Origin of the sequence: Luteimonas terrae, from assembly GCF_004358165.1 — a bacterium.
Lineage (GTDB): Bacteria > Pseudomonadota > Gammaproteobacteria > Xanthomonadales > Xanthomonadaceae > Luteimonas > Luteimonas terrae.
Genome location: NZ_SMTG01000002.1, coordinates 1,142,124 through 1,166,025, shown reverse-complemented (window position 1 = coordinate 1,166,025; position 23,902 = coordinate 1,142,124). Strand labels below are relative to the sequence as shown.

The 23,902-nt window shown below is 67.8% G+C and carries 17 protein-coding genes; 10 read left to right on the top strand and 7 right to left on the bottom strand.

Annotation, left to right across the window (positions count from 1 at the left end):
- Nucleotides 1–11 precede the first annotated feature (11 nt).
- Nucleotides 12–1,922, top strand: coding sequence for a polysaccharide biosynthesis protein (locus E2F49_RS05485; protein WP_133392914.1), 1,911 nt, complete (start codon nucleotides 12–14; stop codon nucleotides 1,920–1,922).
- Entirely contained in the window at nucleotides 1,919–2,821 is a 903-nt protein-coding gene (gene galU, locus E2F49_RS05480; protein WP_133392913.1) for a UTP--glucose-1-phosphate uridylyltransferase GalU, read from the top strand. Before E2F49_RS05485 ends, galU begins: the two co-directional genes overlap by 4 nt.
- Nucleotides 2,822–3,001: 180 nt before the next feature.
- Here galU and tsf read toward each other — a convergent pair whose 3' ends face one another.
- The 6 genes from tsf to E2F49_RS05450 form a co-directional block, all read right to left on the bottom strand.
- Nucleotides 3,002–3,880 (bottom strand): translation elongation factor Ts, encoded by an 879-nt coding sequence (gene tsf / locus E2F49_RS05475; protein ID WP_133392912.1) that lies wholly within the window; start codon nucleotides 3,878–3,880, stop codon nucleotides 3,002–3,004.
- A gap of 132 nt (nucleotides 3,881–4,012) precedes the next feature.
- Entirely contained in the window at nucleotides 4,013–4,801 is a 789-nt protein-coding gene (gene rpsB, locus E2F49_RS05470; protein WP_133392911.1) for a 30S ribosomal protein S2, read from the bottom strand.
- A gap of 247 nt (nucleotides 4,802–5,048) precedes the next feature.
- Nucleotides 5,049–6,038 carry a Csu type fimbrial protein gene (locus tag E2F49_RS05465; protein WP_133392910.1) on the bottom strand — a complete coding sequence of 330 codons (990 nt, stop codon included), beginning with the start codon at nucleotides 6,036–6,038 and terminating at the stop codon, nucleotides 5,049–5,051.
- 14 nt (nucleotides 6,039–6,052) lie between these two features.
- Nucleotides 6,053–8,416, bottom strand: coding sequence for a fimbria/pilus outer membrane usher protein (locus E2F49_RS05460; RefSeq protein WP_133393471.1), 2,364 nt, complete (start codon nucleotides 8,414–8,416; stop codon nucleotides 6,053–6,055).
- Between the two features lie 19 nt (nucleotides 8,417–8,435).
- On the bottom strand, nucleotides 8,436–9,185 hold the full coding sequence (locus E2F49_RS05455; RefSeq protein WP_243713458.1) for a fimbrial biogenesis chaperone: 750 nt from the start codon (nucleotides 9,183–9,185) through the stop codon (nucleotides 8,436–8,438).
- 14 nt (nucleotides 9,186–9,199) lie between these two features.
- Entirely contained in the window at nucleotides 9,200–9,700 is a 501-nt protein-coding gene (locus E2F49_RS05450; protein ID WP_165971117.1) for a Csu type fimbrial protein, read from the bottom strand.
- A 256-nt stretch (nucleotides 9,701–9,956) separates the two neighbouring features.
- Here E2F49_RS05450 and map point away from each other — a divergent pair, with 256 nt between their 5' ends.
- The 6 genes from map to trxC all read left to right on the top strand — a co-directional run bounded on the left by map (nucleotide 9,957) and on the right by trxC (nucleotide 16,400).
- Nucleotides 9,957–10,739, top strand: a complete 783-nt coding sequence (gene map / locus E2F49_RS05445; RefSeq protein WP_055248722.1) for a type I methionyl aminopeptidase — start codon at nucleotides 9,957–9,959, stop codon at nucleotides 10,737–10,739.
- Between the two features lies 1 nt (nucleotide 10,740).
- Entirely contained in the window at nucleotides 10,741–13,356 is a 2,616-nt protein-coding gene (gene glnD / locus E2F49_RS05440; protein ID WP_133392909.1) for a [protein-PII] uridylyltransferase, read from the top strand.
- 30 nt (nucleotides 13,357–13,386) lie between these two features.
- Nucleotides 13,387–14,220, top strand: a complete 834-nt coding sequence (dapD, locus tag E2F49_RS05435; RefSeq protein ID WP_133392908.1) for a 2,3,4,5-tetrahydropyridine-2,6-dicarboxylate N-succinyltransferase — start codon at nucleotides 13,387–13,389, stop codon at nucleotides 14,218–14,220.
- Nucleotides 14,221–14,225: 5 nt separating this feature from the next.
- Nucleotides 14,226–14,585, top strand: a complete 360-nt coding sequence (locus E2F49_RS05430) for an arsenate reductase (protein WP_133392907.1) — start codon at nucleotides 14,226–14,228, stop codon at nucleotides 14,583–14,585.
- A 7-nt stretch (nucleotides 14,586–14,592) separates the two neighbouring features.
- The gene (gene dapE / locus E2F49_RS05425) at nucleotides 14,593–15,726 is read left to right on the top strand and encodes a succinyl-diaminopimelate desuccinylase (protein WP_133392906.1); all 1,134 of its coding nucleotides are present in this window, start codon (nucleotides 14,593–14,595) and stop codon (nucleotides 15,724–15,726) included.
- A 239-nt stretch (nucleotides 15,727–15,965) separates the two neighbouring features.
- On the top strand, nucleotides 15,966–16,400 hold the full coding sequence (trxC, locus tag E2F49_RS05420) for a thioredoxin TrxC (RefSeq protein ID WP_133392905.1): 435 nt from the start codon (nucleotides 15,966–15,968) through the stop codon (nucleotides 16,398–16,400).
- 145 nt (nucleotides 16,401–16,545) lie between these two features.
- On the opposite strand, the gene E2F49_RS05415 is transcribed toward trxC, so the two are convergent.
- Nucleotides 16,546–17,949, bottom strand: a complete 1,404-nt coding sequence (locus E2F49_RS05415) for a GntP family permease (RefSeq protein WP_133393468.1) — start codon at nucleotides 17,947–17,949, stop codon at nucleotides 16,546–16,548.
- A gap of 169 nt (nucleotides 17,950–18,118) precedes the next feature.
- Between E2F49_RS05415 and E2F49_RS05410 the strand changes: the two genes are divergently transcribed.
- A complete protein-coding gene (locus tag E2F49_RS05410; RefSeq protein ID WP_133392904.1) occupies nucleotides 18,119–20,374 on the top strand; it encodes a TonB-dependent receptor in 2,256 nt (751 codons plus the stop codon).
- Between the two features lie 150 nt (nucleotides 20,375–20,524).
- On the top strand, nucleotides 20,525–23,848 hold the full coding sequence (locus E2F49_RS05405; RefSeq protein WP_133392903.1) for a PAS-domain containing protein: 3,324 nt from the start codon (nucleotides 20,525–20,527) through the stop codon (nucleotides 23,846–23,848).
- The last annotated feature ends 54 nt before the right edge of the window (nucleotides 23,849–23,902 follow it).

Below are 23,902 nucleotides of genomic sequence, written 5' to 3'. Positions count from 1 at the left end.
GACGCGACTGGATGACTGACTTCAAGGCCAGGATCGGCATCCTGGGACCGCGTGTGGCCGTCGTGCTGCACGATCTGGTGATGGTGTGGCTGTGCTGGATCGGCCTGCACCAGTTCCGTCATTCCGTCATGGAAAGTTCGCCGACCTTGTCGTTGTGGTCGGCAGAGATCGCCCTCATTCTGCTCGCGCAGGGATTGATCTTCTGGCGCGTCGGCCTGTATCGAGGTGTCTGGCGCTTCGCCAGCGTGCCCGATCTGCTCAACATCGTGAAGGCGGCGATCCTCGGTCTGCTGACGATCATGCTGGTGCTGTTCGTCTACAACCGCCTCAATCTCGTGCCGCGCACGGTGCTGGTCACGTATCCGCTGCTGCTTGCCGCGCTGCTCGGCATGCCGCGCCTGCTGTACCGGGCGTGGAAGGATCACGGGTCAGCGCGCACCAGCCAGTCCGCCGTCCGTGTGCTGATTCTGGGTGCAGGGCAGGCGGGCGAGACGCTGGTGCGTGATCTTCGCAGGACCGGTGCCTACGATCCGGTCGGCTTCCTCGACGACGCACCGAAACTGCGCGGCAGCCAGCTGCAGGGCGTGCCGGTGCTCGGCAAGATCGAGGATGTCGAGAAACTTGCATCGGAAACCGCTGCCAAGCTGCTCGTCATCGCGATCCCATCGGCCAGCGCGGTCGAGATGCGGAAAGTCGTTGCAGCCTGCGAAAAGACCGGGCTTCCGTTCCGGACCGTACCCAAGCTCGACGACCTGCTCGAAGGCCGCTCCTTGCCTGGCGAGCTGAAGGAAGTCGCGATCGAGGACCTGCTAGGGCGCAAGCCCGTCATGCCGGACTGGAAGGCGATCCGCGCATGGCTGCGCGGGCGCAGCGTCCTGGTCACGGGCGCCGGCGGTTCGATCGGCTCGGAACTGTGTCGCCAGTGCGCCCGCAACGGCACCGCGCAGATCGCGCTGGTGGAAATGGACGAGCTGGCGCTGACCCGCATCGAGAGCGAGCTGCGCCGTGACTTTCCGCGTATCGAACTGATCCCGGTGCTCGGCGATTGCGGCGATCGCGCGGTGATCGGGCATGCGATGCGCCTGGCGGCGCCCGATGCGGTCTTCCACGCCGCGGCCTACAAGCAGGTGCCGGTGCTCGAGACCCAACTGCGCGAAGGTGTGCGCAACAACGTGCTGGCCACGCGCGCCGTCGCGGAGACGGCGGTGGCCCACGATGTCGGGACATTCGTGTTGATCTCCACCGACAAGGCGGTCGACCCGGTCAATGTCCTCGGTGCGACCAAGCGGTTGGCGGAAATGGTCTGCCAGGATCTGGCCAACTCGGCCGCAACCGATTTCATCACCGTCCGCTTCGGCAACGTGCTCGATTCGGCCGGCAGCGTCGTGCCACTGTTCCGCGAGCAGATCCGGCGCGGCGGCCCGGTGACCGTGACCGATCCCGAGGTCACGCGTTATTTCATGACGATTCCCGAGGCCTGCCAGCTGATCATGCAGTCCGTCGCGATCGGCTCACCGCAGGCCGTCTACACACTCGACATGGGCGAGCCGGTGTCGATCCGGCTGCTCGCCGAACAGATGATCCGCCTGGCAGGCAAGCATCCCGAGCACGACGTGGCGATCGTGTACTCCGGCTTGCGACCCGGCGAGAAACTCCACGAGACACTGTTCCACGCCGACGAGCGGTATCGCCCGACGACGCATCCGAAGATCCTGCTCGCCGAGGCGCGTACGGTGCATGCGGAACGCTTGTCCGCTGCGCTGGCGAAGCTCTCCGATGGCGTCGCGCGTTACGACCTCGAGTTGCTTGCGGTCTCCCTGCGCGAAGCGGTGCCGGAATTCGCCCCGCTGCAATCGCGTGTTGCACACAACAGTGGAGCGACGATCGTCGCGTTCCCCCCACGACACGCGAGACAGCAATGACGCAAAGGATTCGCAAGGCGGTGTTTCCCGTCGCAGGCCTCGGGACACGGTTTCTGCCTGCCACCAAGACGGTACCGAAGGAAATGCTGCCGATCGTCGATCGGCCGCTGATCCAGTATGCGGTGGACGAAGCGATCGAGGCGGGCTGCGACACGCTGGTCTTCGTGACCAACCGCTACAAGCACGCCATCGGCGATTACTTCGACAAGGCCTACGAGCTCGAGGATCGACTCGAGGCCGCCGGCAAGCACGAATTGCTCGAGAAGGTGAGGCGTCCGCTGCCCGATGGCGTGCGCGCGATTTTCGTGACCCAACCCGAGGCCCGTGGTCTGGGTGACGCGGTGTTGTGCGCGAAGTCGGTGATCGGCAACGAGCCCTTTGCGGTGATGCTGCCCGATGACCTGCTTTGGAACCGCAACGGTGCGGGCGCGCTCCGCCAGATGGCGGACGCCCACGCGGCGACCGGTGCGAGCATGATTGCCGTTCAGGATGTCGAGCGCGAGCAGACGGCCAGCTACGGCATCGTCGCGACGGATGATTTCGAAGGTCGCCACGGCCGCATCACCGCGATGGTCGAGAAGCCCAAGCCGGCCGATGCGCCGAGCACGCTGGCCGTCGTCGGTCGCTACGTGCTCGACGGCCGGATCTTCGAGCTGCTCGAAACCACCAGGCCGGGCGCCGGCGGCGAGATCCAGCTGACAGATGCGATCGCGGCCCTGCTGGCCGAGCAGGCGGTGCACGCCTATCGTTTCCAGGGCGTCCGCTTCGACTGCGGCACGCATCTGGGCCTGATCGAGGCGACGATCCGCTACGCGCTCGACAACGAGAAGCTCAGCGAGCCGGCTGCGGAGCTGATGCAGAACGCCTTGCGCGAACTGGGCGTGCGCGAACTGGCCTGAGGCGGGCGGATCCGTTTCTCGACACGAACGCTCCGGCACTCCCGGAGCGTTTCCGTATCCGCGCCAATATCCCCCACGTCGGGTCGTCGTCCTTCATGCGATCGACCAAAAAAAAACGCGCCCGAAGGCGCGTTTTCTCGTGTCCGCCTGTCGACGCCACAGCGCCGACGGGCAGGGCGATCAGGCCAGGCCGGCCTGCTTCATCACTTCGGCGGCGTAATCCTCGACCACCTTCTCGATGCCTTCGCCCACCGCCAGACGCTGGAAGCCGACGACTTCGGCGCCAGCAGCCTTCAGCACGGCCTCGACGGTCTTGTCGGTGTCGAGCACGTAGGGCTGGCCGTACAGCGTGACCTCGCTGACGATCTTGTTGATCTTGCCGCTGATGATCTTCTCGAGGATGTCGGCCGGCTTGGACTTGTCCTTTTCGGACATCTTGGCCAGTTCGATTTCCTTTTCCTTCTCGACGAATTCGGTCGGGACGTCGCTCGCCTTGTTGTAGGGCGGGTTCATCGCCGCGACGTGCATCGCCAGACCACGCGCGAGGTCGGCATCGCCGCCCTTGAGCTCGACCAGCACGCCGATACGGCCGCCGTGGACGTAGGCCGCCACGTTGTTGTCGCTCTCGATGCGGACCAGACGACGGACCTGCAGGTTCTCGCCGACCTTGGCGATGACCGCGGCGCGGGTTTCTTCGACCGTGTCGCCCGACTCGACCTTGACGGCCTTGAGGGCTTCGACGTCGGCAGCGCCCGACGACAGGGCGGCCTTGGCCACGGTGTCGGCGAAACGCAGGAAGTTGTCATCCTTGGCGACGAAGTCGGTCTCGGAATTGATCTCGACGAGCACGGCGGTGTTGCCGTTCTGCGTGGCGGCGATGCGGCCCTCGGCGGTCACGCGGTCGGCCTTCTTGTCGGCCTTGGCCAGGCCCGACTTGCGCAGCGCCTCGGCGGCGGCGTCGATGTTGCCGCCGGTTTCGCTGAGCGCCTTCTTGCACTCCATCATGCCGGCGCCGGTGCGCTCGCGCAGTTCCTTGACCAGGGATGCGGTGATTTCCATTGGAGACCTCTGAAATTCGGGAGATGTCGGCGGGCGCAGCGGCCCGCGCAGATGAATCGACGCCGGCAACGCGGGGCGCCCGCGGCGTGATGCGCGCACCGCCCAGCATGGGCGGTGAGCATGTCGCGGCCGTTACTCGGCCGCCGGTGCTTCTTCGGCCTTCTTGCCGCGCGGGGCGCGGGCCGGCTTGTCGCCACCTTCGGCGAACTCTTCCTCGCGCACGGTTGCGGCGCTCGGCGCAGCGGCCTTGCCCTCGAGCACGGCGTCGGCGGCGGCGTTCGCGTACAGCTGCACGGCGCGGATGGCGTCGTCGTTGCCCGGGATTGCGTAATCGACCAGCGCCGGGTCGTAGTTGGTGTCGACGACCGCGATCACCGGGATGCCGAGCTTCTTGGCTTCCTTGATGGCGATGTCTTCGTGGCCGATGTCGATGACGAACAGCGCGTCGGGCAGGCGGTTCATGTCCTTGATGCCGCCGAGCGAGGCTTCCAGCTTGTCGCGCTCACGGCGCAGGCCCAGCACTTCGTGCTTGACCAGCTTCTCGAACGTGCCGTCGGTCTCGGCCGACTCCAGCTCCTTCAGGCGCGACACCGACTTCTTCACCGTGGCGAAGTTGGTCAGCGTGCCGCCCAGCCAGCGCTGGGTCATGTACGGCATGCCGCAACGCTCGGCTTCTTCCTTGATCGCGTCGCGGGCGCTGCGCTTGGTGCCGATGAACAGGATCATGCCGCGCTTCTGCGCGATACCCGAGATGAAGTTCATCGCGTCGTTGAACAGCGGAACGGTCTTCTCGAGATTGATGATGTGGATCTTGCCGCGGGCACCGAAGATGTACGGACCCATCTTCGGGTTCCAGTAGCGGGTCTGGTGACCGAAGTGGACGCCGGCTTCGAGCATCTGGCGCATGGTGATCTGGGGCATTGCGGAACTCCTGACAGTGGAACCGGCCGCCGCTGGAGGTGTGGGCGGGTGCGCCGCACGCAGGCGGGGCAGTGGTTCCGGGGTTGGGCCTCCCTGTCGCCTCCGTGACCGAACCTCTTGCGAGGCACCCCGGCACGGGCTGTTGCGGCAGGTGTGGATTTGCCGGTGACGCCCGGCATCGGCGGCGGGTGACCCCGCACAGCAGCGGAAGTGTAGCAGGCCGGCGCCCGGCGTGCACCGGGCCGGGTCAGTAGGTCACGGTGACCGTGACTGTGTCGGTGTAGCTGCCCGCGGGCACCGTCTGTCCAGAGGGCACGCGACCATAGACGGTTACCGACTGCGAAGCGCCTGTGCCCGTGCCCGCCGCGGTGTCGCTGCCGGTCGTCGTGCCCCAGCGCAGATTGCGGGGCTCGTCGCGGTACAGTTCGTAGCGCACATAGTCCGAGGTCGAGCCCCGCCGCATACGCCGTATTGCGCCTGCTGCATGCAGGCCGTTGTCCAACCCGACGTTCCAAGCGGTTCGATTGGTACAGGTAAAGGTCACAGCAGACGTTTCGTCGCGATTGCTCAGGATCGTGCCGGGTACGCTGCCGAATTCGAGGTTGGTAGCAGTCGAGAGCGTACAGCGGCTGGGCACCGACGCACTTGCCGTGAAGCCGAAGCCCGTCGTGCCTCCTCCCACGCCGCCCGTCGTGCAACTCGCGGGATAGGGCGACGTGAGCAGCAAAGGCTCGACGTAGCGATAGGACAGCGTGGCATTGCTCGCCGAGAACGTATTGGTGAAGGTCCCCGACGCTGCGCCGGGCTGCGCGGGAACCCGTCCGTACAGGGTTGCAGTGGCTGTCGCGGAACCACCGAGCACGGGCACCGGGTACGTCAGGTCGATCTGCACCGGGCCAGTGTTGCCGGACGCCAGCGGCCCACCCCAGACCTGGCTGCGGGCCGGGTCGCGGAAGATCTGGAAGTCCAGTGGATCTCCGAAGCCGTTCTGCATCCGACGTGGCGTGATCTGCGCCGGCGTGAGGCTCCCGCCATCCAGGCTCAGGCACATCCGAACGCGCGCGTAGGCCACGACAGACAGCGCAAACGTGTTGCAAGTGATCGTGACGGTCGCCGTGCTCTCGGACGGTGCGATGCCTGCAGCCGGAAACACGAGGGGTGTCGTTGTCGCAGTGCATACCGTCGTGGCTTGGGCGCGCGGCGACCAGACGAACGCTGCGGCGGACAACAGGCACATCAGGACTCCGCGCATCATTGCGGGGGCTCCTGCAGGCAGTGCAGCGGTCCGATCCGCGGGATGCCCGCGTTCGGGGCGGCGGGCAAGGTAAAGCGCACGCTGCATCTGCCGGATTCTGTGCGCACGTGCAGCGTATTGCGGTGCGCCAAACCCTCGACGTAGGTCTCGCCGTCATAGCCGACGATCGCCTCGACACCATCTGCGTCGCTGTGTCCGGAGACTGCGGCGCCCATTGGGATCGGCGCTCCCTGGGCATCGTGTAGCACGAGCAGCGCGGCGCGCACGTGGCGCAGCCGGAAATCTACTGTTGTGCCCGCCCTGTCGCTCGGCGTGGTAGTCAGGGCAACCTTGTCGATTCGGATGTCGGCGGGCAGAGCCATCGTGTCGACCCCCAACTGGTTACGCTGCCAGGCCCGCAACGGTGTGACCAGCAGGCGGCCCCGGGCGTCGGTCATGCCGATCGTACGGTTTTCCAGCCGCACGGGGACGCCGGCCAAGCCATCTGTCGTAACCACGGCAAAGGCGTCGTCGATGCGTCGTGCGGAAAAAAGTCCGCCTCCCATCCAGACCACGGCGCCGTCCGCCTGGGCATAGACCTGACGGCGGTCGCCGAAGCGTGCGGCGCCGAGCAGGAGGCGGCCACGATCGTGCAGCCAGCCCACCTCGCCGGCGCCACCGCTCGCATCGCCGGTCCGTCCCTGCGCACGCCAGCCGATTCCGCCGTCGCCCGGAATCGGCTTTGCGACATCGACCAGTACGCTCTGGCCCGCGGACTGGCGTTGTCCGGCCAGGCTCATCTGCCGATTCCGCCCGAGAGGCACCAGCACGCCTGCATACAGGCTCCGATCTTCGGCATCGTCCAGGTTCTGGTTGACACTCATATTGACCGACCATCCGCGCTCGAAGGTCCGGCTCCAGAACATGCCTGCGTAGCGCGCGGGAACATCTTCTGGGTCCGCCTGTTTCAGGCGCAGATAGCTGAAGTTGAGGCTGCCGCCGCCGTCCGTCCGGTAACCCAGAAGCGCGCGCTCGGACCGGGTGGGGGGGAGCGGACCGTACAGCGATGCAATGTCGCGATAGGCGCCGTGTGTACGCCGACTGTCCAGTGAGAGATTGAACTGTCCGGGTTGCCAGCTGTAGGTGATCGACGTTTGTCCGCCGTCCAGAGTGTCGAGCCTGCTGCGCACGTGCGATGCGCTGAGTACACCGGCCATGCCGAGCAGCCAAGCACCGCCGACGCCGGCGTTGCGCAAGCCGCCTCCGCCCTCGAAGTGCGTCTCGACGGTGAAGCGGTCGTTGATGCCGTAGCGGAGATTGGCGCTGGCGACCGTATCGCGGTGGTAGGCAAACGATCGCAGGCCGTAATCCTTGCGCACGCGCCCTGCCGAGACCGACCAGTCCGAAAGACCCGCTGCGAGCAGGCGTTGGGTGGCGTAGAAGGGGAAGTCGAGCGTGCGCGTGCGCCCGAAGACGTCTGTGATCACCACTTGTGCACTGCCGGCGCCCGAGATGCCGGGCAGGGTGGTCATCTCGAACGGACCGGTCGGCAACTGGCCCTGGTACTGGCGCAGGCCGTTGACGTACAGCTCCACGGCCGACGGTACCGCCACCTCGCCCAGGAAAGCCGGAGTCGGCGAGATGACGCGATAGGGCTGCAGCCCGAAGTTGCGGCCGAACTGGAGACCTCCGATGCGCACGGGTCGGCTCCATTCGAGAAAACCTGTCAGCGTGTCGCCCACGCTCAACGAGAGGGCTGATGCGGGCAGCGAAACATCCCAGCGCGTGTCGAGTCGCACCGACTCGCGCTGCCAGCGTCCAGTCCGCATGTCGTCCGCCCCGGCTTCTGCCTGCCAGGAACGCAGGAGCGCCGTGCTGCTCAGTACGCCGGACCCGATCCCGAACACGCGCAGCTCGGTGCCGGCGCTGACCTGCTTGCCATCGGGTGCCTCGCTGGCATAGAGGTCATAATTGAGCAGGAAGCCCGGGCTGCTGTCGGTAGTCACCGGCGCGGCATCATCGATGGCCTGGCCGATGCGGGTTGTCTCCAGCGCCAGCTCGGTAAGGGGTGCGTCGATCGCGACGGTCTGCGATGCACTGTCGTAGCGCACTTGAACCCCCGGGACTGCGTCGAGGGCAAGGAGACCGCTGGACATCGCGTCGGCCGCCTTGGCGAAGCCAAGGGCGCGCAGCGTGGCGGGGCCGGCGTGCAGCCGGCCGTCGCGATGCACGAATGGGAGCAATCCGGCGCGCGGGCTGTGGTTCAACGTGACTGCGAGCAACAACGGCACGCCGGAGGACGGATCGAAGGGTGCGGGACGGTCTAGCGCTGACGCGGGGAGAGCTGCGACCCCATCGACTGCCCAGGCCGGCGTTGACATCACACCCAGCAGGACCGCGTCAACGATCCGGGACCAGCGCACGCGCCTGCGGCTCGCCGTCGAGTTTCGCTTCGATACGCCCCGTCGCGGGACTCCCCGGCGGCAGTGGCCAGCGGCGCGTCTGTCCGGGCATCACATAACCCGACAGGCCCGGAGCGATGACGTGCCGCTGGTCCTGTGCATCCACCAACGCCAGATCGGCGAGCTGCGCACTGCCATGCCCGGGATTACGGATCTCCACAACCGGTCCATCAACGGTGTCGACGAGGCGTGCCAGCAACGCTGACGCCGGCGATGTTCCAGTGGAACCCCGCACGAACACAGGAATCGAGTACCGCAATGCGAAGCGCAGGCCGGGGCCCTGCGGCTTTCCCGTGTCCAGCGGGAGTTCATCCACAATCACCCGATAAGAAGCCTCGCTGCCATCGACCGGCGCGGTGCCGGTATGCACAACGCGGATCAGCTGCTCCGAACCGGCTGAGAGCTGCAGCATCGGCGGGCTGACGGTCAATGCATCGGTCGGCTCGAGCATGTCCTTGCCGTTTTCCTGCCACCAACGGAAGACGCGGACCTGCACATGCACGCTCTCCGCACCGCTGTTGCTCAAGGTCAGGCCTTGGGCCACCTCGCCGGGCTGGATCGTGATGCGGGTGGGTGCAACCTGCAGACTGGCGGCGGACGCGGTATGCACGAAGGCCAGCGCGATCGACAGGACAACAGCCCGCGCAGCCCGGAGCGACCCTTTGGATGATGCGGTGGGCGGCCGCACAAGTGCTGCCACTGTCAGTAGACGACCGTGGCGGTCACGACGTCGAGATAGCTGCCGGCCGGGAAGTTCGCGCTCGGCACGCGACCATAGACCGGGATGGTCTGCACGGCGCCGGTGCCGGTACCGGTGACGGTATCGGTCGGAACCGTGTTCCCCCAGACCTCCGAACGGCCCGGATCCCGGTACAGCTGGTACGGCAGCAGGGCGGTCCCGTTGGTCATGTTGCGATCGGCAACTCCGCCTGCCCCGGAGTTCTGTCCGGCATTGAGCGTGACGTTGTAGGGCGTACCCAGGGTACAGGTGACGCTGAGCGCACCTTCGGCATCGATACCAAGGGCGGTCGACGGCTGATCACCGAAATCGACATCGGTGGCACCCGGAGCAGTGAAGGCGCAAACGCTTTCGACCGACATGCGGACCTGGAATGTCGTGCTGGTCGACTGTGCAACGGCAGACGTTGCGAAAACGCCGGCGACGAGAAGCATGGCGCAGGTGCAAATGCGGGAAACGGACATGGGGTGGCTCCATCCAGGGAACAAGCGGGCGCGACAGAACGCCAGTGAGGAGCTGCTGCGCGCGCGCGCTGCCAAGTTTGGAAAGAAAGTCGCGCTCAAGTCCGTGAAGCTGGCCAATGAACAGGCAAATATCAGAAGATTCTCATCAGTAGCCGGCGGATCGAGGCAGAGCCTGCCGGTCCCACTCTCCGGACGAACGTGCCGGTAAAGGCCCCCCATCCACGATGCGAGCGGCGAATTCAGCGATAATGACGCAATGAGCATCCATACCAAGACGCCCGAAGACATCGAGAAGATGCGCATCGCCGGCCGGCTGGCCGCCGAGGTGCTGCAGATCGTTGCGCCGCACGTGAAGCCCGGCGTGACCACCGACGAGCTGGACCGGATCTGCCACGACCACATCATCCGTGTGCAGGGCGCCATTCCGGCCAACGTCGGCTACAAGGGCTACCCCAAGACGACGTGCATCTCGGCCAACAACGTCATCTGTCACGGCATCCCGAGCGAGTCGAAGGTGCTCAAGGACGGCGACATCATCAACATTGACGTCACCGTCATCAAGGACGGCTGGCACGGCGACACCAGCCGCATGTATTTCGTCGGCACGCCGTCGGTGATGGCGCGGCGCCTGGTCGAGGTCACGCGCGAGGCGATGTGGCGCGGCATCCGCGAGGTCAAGCCCGGCGCGACGCTGGGCGATGTGGGCCACGCGATCCAGAAGTACGCCGAGAGCGAGCGCTTCAGCGTGGTGCGCGAGTACTGCGGCCACGGCATCGGCAAGGTCTATCACGACGAGCCGCAGGTGCTGCACTACGGCACGCCCGGTGCCGGCGTCGTGCTCAAGGAAGGCATGACCTTCACGATCGAGCCCATGATCAACGAGGGCACGCGCTTCACCAAGGTGCTGCCCGACGGCTGGACCGTCGTCACCAAGGACCGCAAGCTCTCCGCGCAGTGGGAGCATACGGTCGCGGTCACCGCCACTGGCGTCGACGTGCTGACCCGCATTCCGGGCGACGACAACGACGCGTTCCTCTGACGTGGGCGAGCGCACCGCCACCCAGGTCCCCGGCGCCGACTGCGGCGACACGGCATGGGTGGCGGAGGCGCGCGCCGCGCTTGCGGCCCATGACGCGCGGCTGGCGCAGGGCTTCGACGCCGGCCAGCACATCGACCGGCTGCTGGCCGCACGTGCGAATGCCGTCGACGGCTGGGTACGCAAGGCCTGGGCGCGCAGCATTCCCGGCGACGCGCCGCTGGCGCTGTTCGCGGTCGGCGGCTACGGCCGCGGCGAACTGTTTCCGCATTCGGACATCGACCTGCTGGTGATCGCCTCGTCCGAGGCGCAGGCCGAACACGCCGAAGCGTTGGGCCGCATGCTCGCACTGCTGTGGGACTTCGGCCTGCCGGTCGGGCATGCCGTGCGCAGTTTCGAGGAATGCACGCGCGCCGCCGAGGACGTCACGGTGCTGACCGCGCTGCTGGAAGCGCGCCCGCTGCTGGCCAACATCGGCGAGGTCCGCGCGTTGATGGACGCGATCGCCGACACGAAGGTCTGGCCGGCCGACGATTTCTTCCATGCCAAACGCCGCGAACTCGAGATGCGCCACGCGCGTTTCGGCGATACGGCCGACAACCTCGAACCCAATATCAAGGACGGGCCCGGTGGCCTGCGCGACGTGCAGAACCTGCGCTGGATGGCGCGGCGCGTGCTGGGCGTCTACGGCACCGAGGAGCTGATCGCGCTCGGGCAGCTGGGCGTCGACGAACACGCGACGCTGGAACGCGAGCGGCGCACGCTGTCGCGCCTGCGCTTCGGGCTGCACCTCGTCGCCGGCAAGGCCGAGGAGCGGCTGCGCTTCGACTACCAGAAGATCCTCGCCGCGCGCCTGCATCACGTCGAGGAGGCGGACAACCCGCTGGTCGAGAAGATGATGCAGGAGTTCTACCGCAGCGCCGCGGTGGTCCAGCGCATCAGCGAGCGCATGCTGCAGCGCTTTGAGGAACAGATTGAAGGCGAGGGCATGCTGCAGCCGCTCGATGCCGAGTTCGGCAGCCAGCGCGGCTATCTCGTAGCACGCGACGATGTCTGGCCGGGTGGCGACATCAGCCGCGTGTTCGATCTGTTCGCGATGTGGGCCGATCACCAGGAACTGCGCGGCCTGCATTCGCAGACCGCGCGCGCACTGGCCGAATCGCTGCACGCGCTGCCGTCGTGGCGCACCGCGTCGCCCGAACTGCGCGAGCAGTTCCTGGGTCTACTGCGCGGGCCGATCCCCGTCCGCACGCTCGAACGCATGGCGCGCCTGGGCGTGCTGGGTGTCTGGATTCCCGAATTCGCGAACGTCACCGGACGCATGCAGTTCGACCTGTTCCACGTCTACACGGTCGACCAGCACACGCTGGCGGTGCTGCGCAATATCGCCAGCTTCGCGTCGGAGGCGCCGGACGAGCGTTTTTCCAGTGCGCACGAAGTCTGGCCGCAACTGCGCAAGCCCGAGCTGCTGCTGATCGCCGGCCTGTTCCACGACATCGCCAAGGGCCGTGGCGGCGACCATTCCGAACTCGGCGCCGTCGATGCGCGCGAATTCTGCGAAGGCCACGGACTCGGCGAGACCGACACCGCGCTCGTCGAATGGCTGGTCAAGCGCCACCTGCTGATGTCGACCAGCGCGCAGAAGCTCGACATCTCCGATCCGGCGGTGATCCACAAGTTCGCGACCGAGGTCGCCGACCGCGAGCGTCTCGACTATCTGTACCTGCTGACCTGCGCCGACATCGCCGGCACCTCGCCCAAGCTGTGGAATGCGTGGAAGGACCGGTTGCTGACCGATCTGCGCAGCGCGACGCGGCTGGCGTTGCGGCGCGGCCTCGAGAATCCGGTCGCCGCGATCGAGCGCATCGCCGAGGCGCGCGACCGCGCGCGCGGGCTGCTGTCGGCGCATGGCGTGGGCGACACCGAAGCCGATGCACTGTTCACGCGCATTCCGCAGGAGAGCTTCCTGCGCGGCCGCGCCGACCAGGTCGTCTGGCAGGCGCTGGGCCTGCGCGACACCGTCGACGGCGACGTCGTGGTGCGTGTGCGGCGGCTGCAGGCGGGCGCGCAGGCGCTGGAAGTCTTCGTGCATTCGCCCGACCGCGACGGCCTGTTCTCGGCCATCGTCATCACGCTCGACCGGCTGGGGCTGGTGATCCAGCAGGCGCGCGCGCTGGACGGCCCCGGCGGCACGATTTTCGACGTCTTCCAGGTGCTGCCGGCCGACACGCGCCAGTCGCTGGAACTCGGCGCGATCGAACGCAAGCTCACCCCCGTGCTGTCGGGTTCGCTCGATTTGCGCCCCGCACGGCGCGCGCAGCCGCGGCACCTGCGGCACTTCCGCGTGCCGCCGCGTATCGAGTTCAACGCCAGCGCCGATGGCCGGCACACGGTCTTCAGCCTGGTCTGCACCGACCGCCCGGGCCTGTTGGCCGATGTCGCCCATGTGCTGCGCCAGCATGGCGTGCGCGTGCACGACGCGCGCGTGGCCACGTTCGGCGAACGCGTCGAGGACGTGTTCCGGCTCAGCGACAGCGCCGGCCGTCTGCTGGACGAGGACACGCAGGACACGCTGCGCGCCGCGCTGCTCGCGTCGATCGACGGCGACATGGCACGATAACGCCCCGTTTTTCCCCACGAAGTTCCCCACATGACCCAGAGCCTGCAGACCACCATCGAGGACGCCTTCGCGCGTCGTGCCGAACTGACCGCCGCCGAGATCGGCGATGTCGTCAAACCGGCGGTCGAGCAGGCGATGACGGGCCTGGAATCGGGAGAGCTGCGTGTCGCCCAGCCGGACGGCAACGGCGGCTGGCAGGTCAACGAATGGCTGAAGAAAGCCGTGCTGCTGTATTTCCGCAGCAACGACATGGCGGTGATCGACGCACATCCGGCGCCGTTCTGGGACAAGGTCGAGGCGCGCTTTGCCGGTTACGACGAAGCGAAGTTCAAGGCCGCCGGCGTGCGCGTGGTGCCGGGCGCGGCCGTGCGCCGTGGCACCTACTTCGGCCGTGATGTCGTGCTGATGCCGAGCTTCGTCAACATCGGCGCCTACGTCGGCGAAGGCACGATGGTCGACACCTGGGCGACGGTCGGGTCCTGCGCGCAGATCGGCAGGCACGTGCATCTGTCGGGCGGTGCCGGCATCGGCGGCGTGCTCGAACCGCTGCAGGCCAGCCCGACGATCATCGAGGACCACTGCTTCATCGGCGCGCGTTCGGAAGTGGTCGAAGGCGTCGTCGTCGGCCATCACAGCGTGATCGGCATGGGCGTTTTCATCGGGCAGTCCACGCGCATCTACAACCGCGCCACCGGCAAGATCAGCTACGGCTACGTGCCGCCGGGCAGCGTGGTCGTGTCGGGCCAGTTGCCGGCGAAGGACGGCTCGCATTCCCTGTACTGCGCGGTGATCGTCAAGCAGGTCGACGAGAAGACCCGCAGCAAGACCAGCGTCAACGACCTGCTGCGCGGTCTGGCGGACTGAACGCCATGAGCGCGACCGTCTACGGCCTGAAGAACTGCGACACCTGCAAAAAGGCGACGAAGTGGCTCGACCGCTTCGGCGTTGCCTACAGCTTCGTCGACTATCGCGACCACAAGCCGACGCCGGAGACGCTGGTGGAATGGGCCGGCAAGCTTGGTGGCTTCGAGGCGATGATCAACAAATCCTCGACCACGTGGCGCCAGTTGCCGGAGAACCGCAAGGCCGCGGCCAGTGATGCGGAGTGGAAGCTGTTGCTGCGCGAGTATCCGCAACTGATCCGCCGTCCGCTGGTCGTCACCGCCGATGGCGGGATCAGCCAGGGCTTCAGCGACAACGGCTTCAAGAAGCGTTTCGGGATCGACTGAGGTCTGCATGTCCAACGTCCTGGATCTCACCTGCGATCTGATCGCCCGCAATTCGGTCACGCCCGATGACGCGGGCTGCCAGGCGCTGATCGCCGCGCGTCTCGAAGCCGCAGGCTTCGCGATCGAGTCGCTGCGCTTCGGCGCGGTCGACAATCTCTGGGCGACGCACGGGCAGGGCGCGCCGGTGCTGGTGCTGCTGGGACATACCGACGTGGTGCCGAGCGGGCCGGTCGAGGCTTGGACATCGGATCCGTTCGCGCCGGAGATTCGCGACGGCGTGCTCTACGGACGCGGCGCGGCCGACATGAAGAGCGGCGTCGCGGCCTTCGTCGTCGCGGCCGAACGCTTCGTCGCCGCGCATCCCGATCATGTCGGCACGTTGGCGCTCTTGCTGACCTCCGACGAGGAAGGCGATGCGATCGACGGCGTGCGCCGCGTCGCGAAGACCTTCTCCGCACGCGGCACGCGCATCGACTGGTGCATCACCGGGGAACCGTCTTCGACGGAGACGCTCGGCGATCTGCTGCGCGTCGGCCGGCGTGGCAGTCTGTCGGGCAAACTCACGGTGCGTGGCGTGCAGGGGCATGTCGCCTATCCGGACAAGGCGCGCAACCCGATCCACGACGCGGCGCCTGCGCTAGCCGAACTCGTCGCACGACGCTGGGACGACGGTTACGAATCCTTCCCGCCGACCAGCCTGCAGATCAGCAACATCGCCGCCGGCACCGGCGCGACCAACGTCATTCCCGGCACCGCGACCGTGCACTTCAATCTGCGCTACACGCCGCTGTGGGATGCGCCGAAGCTCGAAGCGGAGAGCGCCGCGCTGCTGGACCGCCATGGACTCGATTACGCGATCGACTGGCACCGCAGCGGCGAACCGTTCTACACGCCCGAAGGCCCGCTGCGGGCCGCGGCGCGCGAGGTGCTGGCCGCGCATCTGGGGCGCGCGCCGGAGGAAAGCACCGGCGGCGGCACATCGGATGCGCGTTTCATCGCGCCGCTGGGTGCGCAGTGCATCGAGATCGGGCCGGTCAACGCGAGCATCCACCAGATCGACGAACAGATCCGCGTCGCCGATCTCGAAGCGCTGCCGGGTCTCTATCAGGCGCTGATCGAGCGCCTGCTGCCACCGGCCTGAGTGTGCATTCCAGGTCTCTCGTCATTCCGGCGGACGCCGGAATGCAGTGGCCTAGGGGCACTTTCCTTCCCGGTGGAACCTTGACCGACCCGGTGGAAGTTGCTGGATTCCGGCGTTCGCCGGAATGACGAGAAGGGCGCGTCCTCGGTGACCTTAAGCCCCGACATGACGATGTCCTGCCCCGATCGTGACACCGCCGCGTGCATGCTCGGCAGACGTTCTCCACGTGACCGCTCACCATGACCGACTCCGCCGTCGTCGCCTGTCCGCACTGCCACACCCGCAACCGCGTGCCCCGTGCACGTCTCGGCGATGCGCCGACCTGCGGCCGATGCCGCGAGGGCTTGCTGCCGGCGCATCCGTTCGCGCTGACGCAGGGCACGTTCGAAACGCATGCGCTGCAGTCGGACCTGCCGCTGCTGGTGGATTTCTGGGCGCCTTGGTGCGGCCCGTGCCGCCAGATGGCACCGGCGTTCGAGCAGGCGGCTGCGCAGCTGGTGCCGCATGTGGTGCTGGCCAAGGTCGACACCGAAGCGGAACCGGTGCTCGCCGGCCGCTTCCACATCCGCAGCATTCCGACACTGGTGCTGTTCGCCGGCGGCCGCGAGATCGCGCGCCAGTCTGGTGCATTGCCGCTGCAGGCGATCGTGCAGTTCGCGCGTCAAGTGCTTTGAGGACCCGTTCAAGATTCGTCGCGAGCGCAGCCGGATGACGCGTGGTGGAGCGCAGGAAGCGCAGCGTACGTGTCGTACGTGCGCATTCCGGGCACCGCACACGCGCCAGCCGGCAAGCGCAGCAGGAGATTGAACGGGTCCCGCGTCAGACCCAGCCGGTCGCGTAGTACAGCCCGATGATCGCGAACACCGCCGCGGTCTTGATCAGGGTGATCGCGAAGATGTCCTTGTAGGCCTGCCGGTGGGTCAGGCCGGTCACGGCCAGCAGGGTGATCACCGCGCCGTTGTGCGGCAGCGTGTCCATGCCCCCCGACGCCATCGACGCGACGCGGTGCAGGACTTCCATCGGGATGCCCACCGCATTCGCATTGGCGATGAAGGTCTCCGACATGGCCGCCAGCGCGATGCCCATGCCACCGGACGCGGAACCGGTGATGCCGGCCAGCGCGGTCACCGTGACCGCTTCGTTGACCAACGGGTCGGAGATCGAGCCCAGGCCTTTTGTCACCAGCAGGAAACCGGGGAGGGCGGCGATGACCGCGCCGAAGCCGTACTCGGACGCGGTGTTCATCGATGCCAGCAGGGCGCCGCCGATCGCGGCCTTCGTGCCTTCGGCGAAGCGCGTGAACACCGGCTTCCATGCGAACAGCAGCACCGCGACGATGCCGACCAGCAACGCGCCCTGCACGGCCCAGATCGCGGCGATCTTGCCCACTTCCTGGGTCACCGGCGGCGGGTTGCCGATCACCGCGGGAATGAAGCTGTGCGTGTCGCCGTACAGCGTCGGAATCCAGCGGGTGAAGACGATGTTGCTCACGCCCACCAGCACCAGTGGCAGCAGTGCGATCAGCGGATTCGCCAGCGCGCCGCCTGCGAACGGCGCGGGTTCGTTGAGCAGCGTGGCCGGGTCGCCGTAGCCTTCGCCGGCGCGCTGCGCCACGCGCCGGCGCCATTCCAGATAGGTCATGCCGACGACGAGGATGAAGACGCCGCCCAGCGTGCCGAGTACGGGCGCGGCCCAGGCGTCGGTGCCGAAGAAGGCGGTCGGGATGATGTTCTGGATCTGCGGCGTGCCCGGCAGCGCGTCCATGGTGAAGGTGAAGGCACCGAGCGCGATGGTGCCGGGAATCAGGCGCTTGGGAATGTCGCTCTGGCGGAACAGTTCCGAGGCGAACGGGTACACCGCGAACACCACCACGAACAGCGACACGCCGCCGTAGGTCAGCAGCGCGCAGACCACGACGATCGACAGCATCGCCTGCTTCGGGCCGAACAGCCGGATGGTCGCGGCGACGATCGATTTGGAGAAGCCCGACAGTTCGATCAGCTTGCCGAACACCGCGCCCAGCACGAACACCGGGAAATAGAGCTTGAGGAAGCCCACCATCTTGTCCATGAACAGTCCGGTGAACATCGGCGCGACCAGCGTCGGATCGACCAACAGCACCGCGCCCATCGCGGCGATCGGTGCGAACAGGATCACGCTGTAGCCGCGGTAGGCGACCACCATCAGGAAGACCAGCGCGCCCAGTACGATCAGAAAGTCCATCGGGTTCCACGAGTGCGGCGGCCGCATGGCCGGACGGTCCGCAGTGTCGGCAGCGCGTCCGGGCGCGGCCATTGTCCGAAGGTACGATGCCGCCGCGCCGCGGCACTCCCTAGTCTTGCGATCGGGCGGCACCGTGCCGCACGACCTTGCGACCCGTGGGAGGGGACACATGAAGCGCAACACGATCCGGCACACGGCACTGAGCCTGGCCGTCGGCCTGGGGCTGGCAGTGCCGGCGGTCCACGCACAGCAGACGCCGTCGACCGGCGCCGCGACACCGGCGAGCGAGGCGACCACGCTCGACTCGATCACCGTCACCGCGCGCCGCCGCAGCGAGTCGATCCAGGACGTGCCGGTCGCGGTCAGCGCCTTCGGCGAGGAACAGCTCAAGGACCTGCAGGCCAACAACATCGACGGCCTGCAGGGCGCGGTGCCCAACCTCAACATCGTGCAGGGCCGCGGCTCGGCCAACAGCGTCAACGCCTTCATCCGCGGCATCGGCCAGCCCGACGCGCTGCAGACCTTCGACCCGGGCGTGGGTCTGTACGTCGACGACGTCTACTACTCGCGCATCAACGGTGCGCTGTTCTCGCTGTTCGACGTGCAGCAGGTCGAAGTGCTGCGCGGCCCGCAGGGCACGCTGTACGGCAAGAATTCCACCGGCGGCGCGATCAAGGTCACCACCAAGAATCCCTTCGACGACACCGGCGGCGCGGTCGAACTGACCGGCGGCGATCACGGCCGCGCGGAAGGGCGCTTCTATGTCTCCGGCCAGCTCAGCGACACCGTCGCCGCCAGCTTCGCCGGCGCCTGGCTGACCAACGACGGCTTCATCCGCGACCGCGTCAGCGGCAAGCACTACAACGACGACGACACCCGCGCGGTCCGCGGCAAGATCGCGTTCCAGCCGACCGACGACTTCCGCGCCACGCTGTCGATCGACCACACGAAGCAGGACGCCGCGCTGTCGCTCGGCCGCCCGACCGCGCCGCTGCGCCGCACCGATCTGGCGCTCGGCACGGTGACGCTGCTGCCGGCGCCGACGGGCGAGTTCGACTTCACCGCGCGGACCTCGTTCGCACCCGACCAGGGACAGGAACTGAAGCATTCGGGCATCTCGCTGTCGGCCGAATGGGATCTCGACGACGCGTTGCGGTTCAAGAGCATCACGTCCTACCGCGAGCTGGAAACACACTCCTACATCGACATCGACGCGTCGGAGTTCGAACTCGGCGATGTGCTGGTGGCGCTGGACCAGAACCAGTTCAGCCAGGAATTCCAGCTGCAGTACGACAACGGCAGCAACCTGCAGACCACGTTCGGCGCCTACTACATGAAGGAGAAGGTGCCGTCCTACCAGGAGGCCTACACCGACGACCTGTTCGCATTTGCCGGCACGCGCGTGCCGTTCCTGCGCACGATCGCCGACGATCTCGAGACCGAAAGCGTCGCCGCCTTCGCACACGCCAACTGGGAGTTCGTGCCGACCTGGACGCTCGCCGCCGGCCTGCGCTGGACGCGCGATACCAAGGACTACGACCGCAGCACCAGCACGTTCTGGGGGGCGCCGCTGAGCGCGCTCAACGAGACCGTCGCTTTCAGCGCGAAGAAGAGCTGGACCGCGTGGACGCCGTCGGTGAGCCTGCAGAAGGCGTTTTCCGACAATCTGATGGGCTACGTCTCGGCGAATCGCGGCTTCAAGTCGGGTGGCTTCAACGGTCGCGCCAATTCGCGGGCCGATGCCGCCGCACCGGACTTCGATCCCGAATTCGTGTGGACCTACGAGGTCGGCATGAAGGGCAGCTCGTCGGACAACCGCCTGCGCGGCAGCGTCGCGGCGTTCTGGAGCGAGTACAAGGATTTCCAGGCGCGCGTGTCGCAGGACGTGGGCACGTTCCCGGTGCTCAACGCCGCGGAGCTGGAGATCAAGGGCATCGAGTTCGAAGGCAGCGCACGCCTGGCCGACCACACGACGCTGAGCGCGCAGATCGGCTATCTGGATGCGCAGTACAAGTCGTTCGAGGATTTCCGTCTCGACCCGTCGTATCCGGGCTTCGACCCCAACGTCAACCACGACCACGTGCCGTTCTCGCCCGAGTGGACCGCGCGCGTGGCGCTGCAGCAGGGCTTCCCGCTCGCCAACGGCGGCATGGTGAGCGTGGGCGGCGACGTGTCCTACCGCAGCGAGACCTGGCTGTCGGTCGACAACCGCGCCAACCTCAGCCAGGACGCCTACACCCTGGTCGGCGCCTATGGCGTGTGGGATTCGCCGCAGTACACCTGGCAAGTGCGCGCCGGCGTGCGCAACCTGACCGACAGGACCTACAAGGTCGAAGGCCAGGAGTTCGCCAGCGTCGGCAACATCCAGACCGCGTACTACGGCTGGCCGCGCAACTGGTACGTGTCGGTGCGCTACAACTTCTGACCGGGCCCGACACGATGACGATGCGAAGGCCGCCTGCGGGCGGCCTTCGTGCGTCGGGCGATGCGTGCGTGCCGCGCTATGCTCGCCGGCGGATCGAAGGGGGCGCTGTGTCTTGAGAACGGCATCGACAACACGCGGGTGGCGAACGGCATGTTGAGCGTCGGCGTCGTCGTTGCCGCGGTCGGTCTGTGGCTGGCCGCGATGTTCGCCGCCGCGGTGTACGGCGAACGGCATCCCGATGCGCTGGGCACGCGCTGGCGCCACATCTACGTGCTGTCGCTGGCGGTGCACTGCACCTCGTGGACGTTCTACGGCACGGTCACGCAGGCCGCGCGGTACGGCTGGCCGCTGCCGCCGACGTTCCTCGGCGCGATCCTGTTTCATCTGCTCGCCTGGCCGGTGCTGCTGCGGCTGGTGCGGCTGGCGCGCGACAGCAATGCGACCTCGCTTGCGGACCTGATCGCCTCGCGTCTCGGGCGCGACGCGTGGCTGGCGGCGACGGTCACCTTGGTCGTGACGCTGGGGCTGGTGCCCTACATCGCACTGCAGCTCAAGGCCGTGGCGATGAGTTACGCCACGCTGCTCGGCCGGCAGCAGGCGCAGACGGGCACCGTGGCGCCGTGGCAGGACAGCGCGCTGTACGTCGCGCTCGCGATGGCCTTGTTCACGATGCTGTTCGGCACCCGGCGGGCGAGTGCGGCCGGGCACAACCGCGGGCTGGTGCTGGCGATGGCGTTCGAGTCGCTGTTCAAGCTGGCCGCGATGCTCGCGCTGGGCCTGTTCGTCTGGTTCGGGCTGCGCGGCCTGCCTGCGGCCGCGTCGCTGGCGCCGGTCTCGCCGGTCGGCGGCGCGGGTGGTTTCGTACCGCTGGTGCTGCTGGGCGCGGCGGCGATGTTCATCATGCCGCACCAGTTCCACGTGGGCGTGGTCGAGTGCCGCGACGAAGCGCACGTGCGCGCGGCGCGCTGGCGCTTCCCGCTGTACCTGCTGCTGATCGCGCTGCCGATGCTGCCGCTGGCGCGTGCCGGCACAGCGCTGCTTGGCGACACGGTGTCGTCGGACATGTACGCGCTCGCGCTGCCGCTCGCGATGGGGCAGGAGGACCTGGCGCTGGTGGTGTTCCTCGGCGGCCTGAGCGCGGCGACCGGCATGGTGATCGTCAGCACGCTGACGTTGAGCCTGATGATCGGCAACCACTGGTTCGCGCCGGGTCTGCTGCGCAGCGCGTGGTCGCGCGGCGACGTCGACGACCACCGCGGCGCGCTGTTGCTGCTGCGGCGCGCGGTGATCGTCGCGATCATGCTGCTGGGCTGGAGCTACAGCCGGCTGGTCAGCGGCAACGATGCGCTAGCCGATGTCGGTGCGGTCTCGTTCTCGGCGCTGGCGACGCTGGTGCCGGCGCTCGGGTTCGCGGTGCTGCGTCCACAGACGCCACCATTCGCCGCGCTGGTCGGCGTGCTCGCCGCGTTCCTCGCCTGGGCGTGGGTGATGCTGGTGCCGATGCTCGGGCCGGGCGACTGGCACGGCTGGCCGTCGGCGCTGGCGTGGCTATCGCCCGAAGGCCTGTTCGGGCTGACCGGCTGGAGCCGCCTGGGTCGCGCGGTCGGCACCAGCCTGTTCGTCGGCACCCTGGTGACGCTGCTGCTGTCCTGGCGCACGCCGGTCGATGATGCCGCTGCGCGGCGTCGCCGGCCGGGGGCGAACCGGCAGACGCTGGCGAATGCGGGGCGAAGGTTCCTGTCCGCCACGCGCGTCGACGAGTTGCTGCAGGGCGCGCCGGCGCAGGGGCCGGTGCCGCGGCGCATGCAGGCGCGGCTGGAACGCGAACTGTCGGCGGTGCTCGGCGCGGCGTCGGCGCGGCTGCTGCTCGATGCGGCCCGGCGCGATGCCGGCCCGGATTTCGACACCGTCGCCGCGATCGTCGGCGAGGCCTCGCAGGACCTGCGCTTCAACCAGCGTGTGCTCGAAGCGGCGCTGGAGAACATGACCCAGGGCATCAGTGTGGTCGACGAGCAGTTGCGGCTGGTCGCCTGGAACACGCGCTATGCCGAGCTGTTCGGGTATCCGCCGTCGCTGCTGCGCGTCGGCGTCGAGGTCGCGACGCTGGTGCGCCACAACGTCGCCAGCGGCCTGATCGGACGCGTCGATGTGGAACGCGAGGTCGACAAGCGCCTGCGCCACATGCGCGCCGGCACGCCCTACGTCGCCGAGCGCGTCGTGCCCGGCGGGCATGTGATCGAGATCCGCGGCAACCCGATGCCCGGTGGCGGCTTCGTCGCGACCTTCACCGACGTCACCGCGTTCCGGCAGACCGAACACGCATTGCGTCTGTCGAACGAGACGCTCGAGCAGCGCGTCGCCGAACGCACCGACAGTCTGGACCAGGCGCGACGCGAGGCCGAGCGCGCTAATCTCGCCAAGACCCGCTTCCTGACCGCGGTGGGACACGATCTGATGCAGCCGCTGCATGCGGCGCAGCTGTTCACCGACGCGCTGTCGCAGCAGGTGCCGGATGATGTCGAACCGCGCCTGCGTCAGCTGCGCGGCGCGTTGGATTCGACCAGCGATCTGTTGACCGGGCTGTTCGACATGTCGCGGCTGGAGGCCGGTGGTCTGGTCCCGCAGCGGCGCGCGTTTCCCCTGTCCGAGGTGCTCGAACCCTTGGCCTCCGAATTCGCCGCGCTGGCCGCCGAACGGGGTCTGGCATTCCGCTGCGTCCGCACGCGCGTGTGGGTCGACAGCGACCCGCAGTTGCTGCGTCGCGTGCTGCAGAACTTCCTCGGCAACGCGGTGCGTTATGCGCGCACCGGCACAGTGCTGATCGGCGTGCGTCGACACGGCACGCAGGTGCGCATCGAGGTCCACGACACCGGTCCCGGCATTCCCGAGGCGCAGCAGTCGCTGATCTTCGAGGAGTTCCGCCGCGGTGACGGCGCGGCGGGGCAGGGGCTGGGCCTCGGTCTGGCGATCGCCGATCGCATCGCGCGCCTGTTGCAGGCGCCCATCGCGGTGCGCAGCCGCATGGCGCGCGGCACCGCGTTCTCGATCGCGGTGCCGCGCACGATGGCGGGCCGCGCCGATGTGCCCGCGACACGCGCAGGCCTGGGCGGTGCGCGTGTGTTGGTCGTCGACAACGATCCGGCCGCGCTCGCCGCGATGGCGACACTGCTGCGCGGCTGGGGTTGTGCGGTCGATGCGGTCACCGACGGCGCAGCCGCCGAAGCGGCGATGTCGGCCATGCAGGCGGACCTGTGGGTGTTCGACTACCACCTCGACGACGGCGATACCGGCATCGCGCTGCATGCGCGACTCGGCGCGCGCTTCGGCGCGCGGCCCACGCTGATCGTCAGCGCCGACGATACCGGCGTCGTCCGGGGCGACGCGCTGGAGACCGGTCTGTCGCTGCTGCCCAAGCCGGTGCGGCCGCTGGCGCTGAAATCGGTGCTCGACCGCATGCGCGCGATGCGCGGGTAGCGGCCCCGGGCCGCACACGGCGGCTCGCTACAATGGCCGGCTTCCACGTCGCCG

Coding starts and splice junctions, on each gene's coding strand:
- E2F49_RS05485 (WP_133392914.1), top strand. CDS start 12: ATGACTGACTTCAAGGCCAGGATCGGCATCCTGGGACCGCGTGTGGCC.
- galU (WP_133392913.1), top strand. CDS start 1,919: ATGACGCAAAGGATTCGCAAGGCGGTGTTTCCCGTCGCAGGCCTCGGG.
- tsf (WP_133392912.1), bottom strand. CDS start 3,880: ATGGAAATCACCGCATCCCTGGTCAAGGAACTGCGCGAGCGCACCGGC.
- rpsB (WP_133392911.1), bottom strand. CDS start 4,801: ATGCCCCAGATCACCATGCGCCAGATGCTCGAAGCCGGCGTCCACTTC.
- E2F49_RS05465 (WP_133392910.1), bottom strand. CDS start 6,038: ATGTGCCTGTTGTCCGCCGCAGCGTTCGTCTGGTCGCCGCGCGCCCAA.
- E2F49_RS05460 (WP_133393471.1), bottom strand. CDS start 8,416: ATGTCAACGCCGGCCTGGGCAGTCGATGGGGTCGCAGCTCTCCCCGCG.
- E2F49_RS05450 (WP_165971117.1), bottom strand. CDS start 9,700: ATGTCCGTTTCCCGCATTTGCACCTGCGCCATGCTTCTCGTCGCCGGC.
- map (WP_055248722.1), top strand. CDS start 9,957: ATGAGCATCCATACCAAGACGCCCGAAGACATCGAGAAGATGCGCATC.
- dapD (WP_133392908.1), top strand. CDS start 13,387: ATGACCCAGAGCCTGCAGACCACCATCGAGGACGCCTTCGCGCGTCGT.
- E2F49_RS05430 (WP_133392907.1), top strand. CDS start 14,226: ATGAGCGCGACCGTCTACGGCCTGAAGAACTGCGACACCTGCAAAAAG.
- dapE (WP_133392906.1), top strand. CDS start 14,593: ATGTCCAACGTCCTGGATCTCACCTGCGATCTGATCGCCCGCAATTCG.
- trxC (WP_133392905.1), top strand. CDS start 15,966: ATGACCGACTCCGCCGTCGTCGCCTGTCCGCACTGCCACACCCGCAAC.
- E2F49_RS05415 (WP_133393468.1), bottom strand. CDS start 17,949: ATGGACTTTCTGATCGTACTGGGCGCGCTGGTCTTCCTGATGGTGGTC.
- E2F49_RS05410 (WP_133392904.1), top strand. CDS start 18,119: ATGAAGCGCAACACGATCCGGCACACGGCACTGAGCCTGGCCGTCGGC.
- E2F49_RS05405 (WP_133392903.1), top strand. CDS start 20,525: ATGTTGAGCGTCGGCGTCGTCGTTGCCGCGGTCGGTCTGTGGCTGGCC.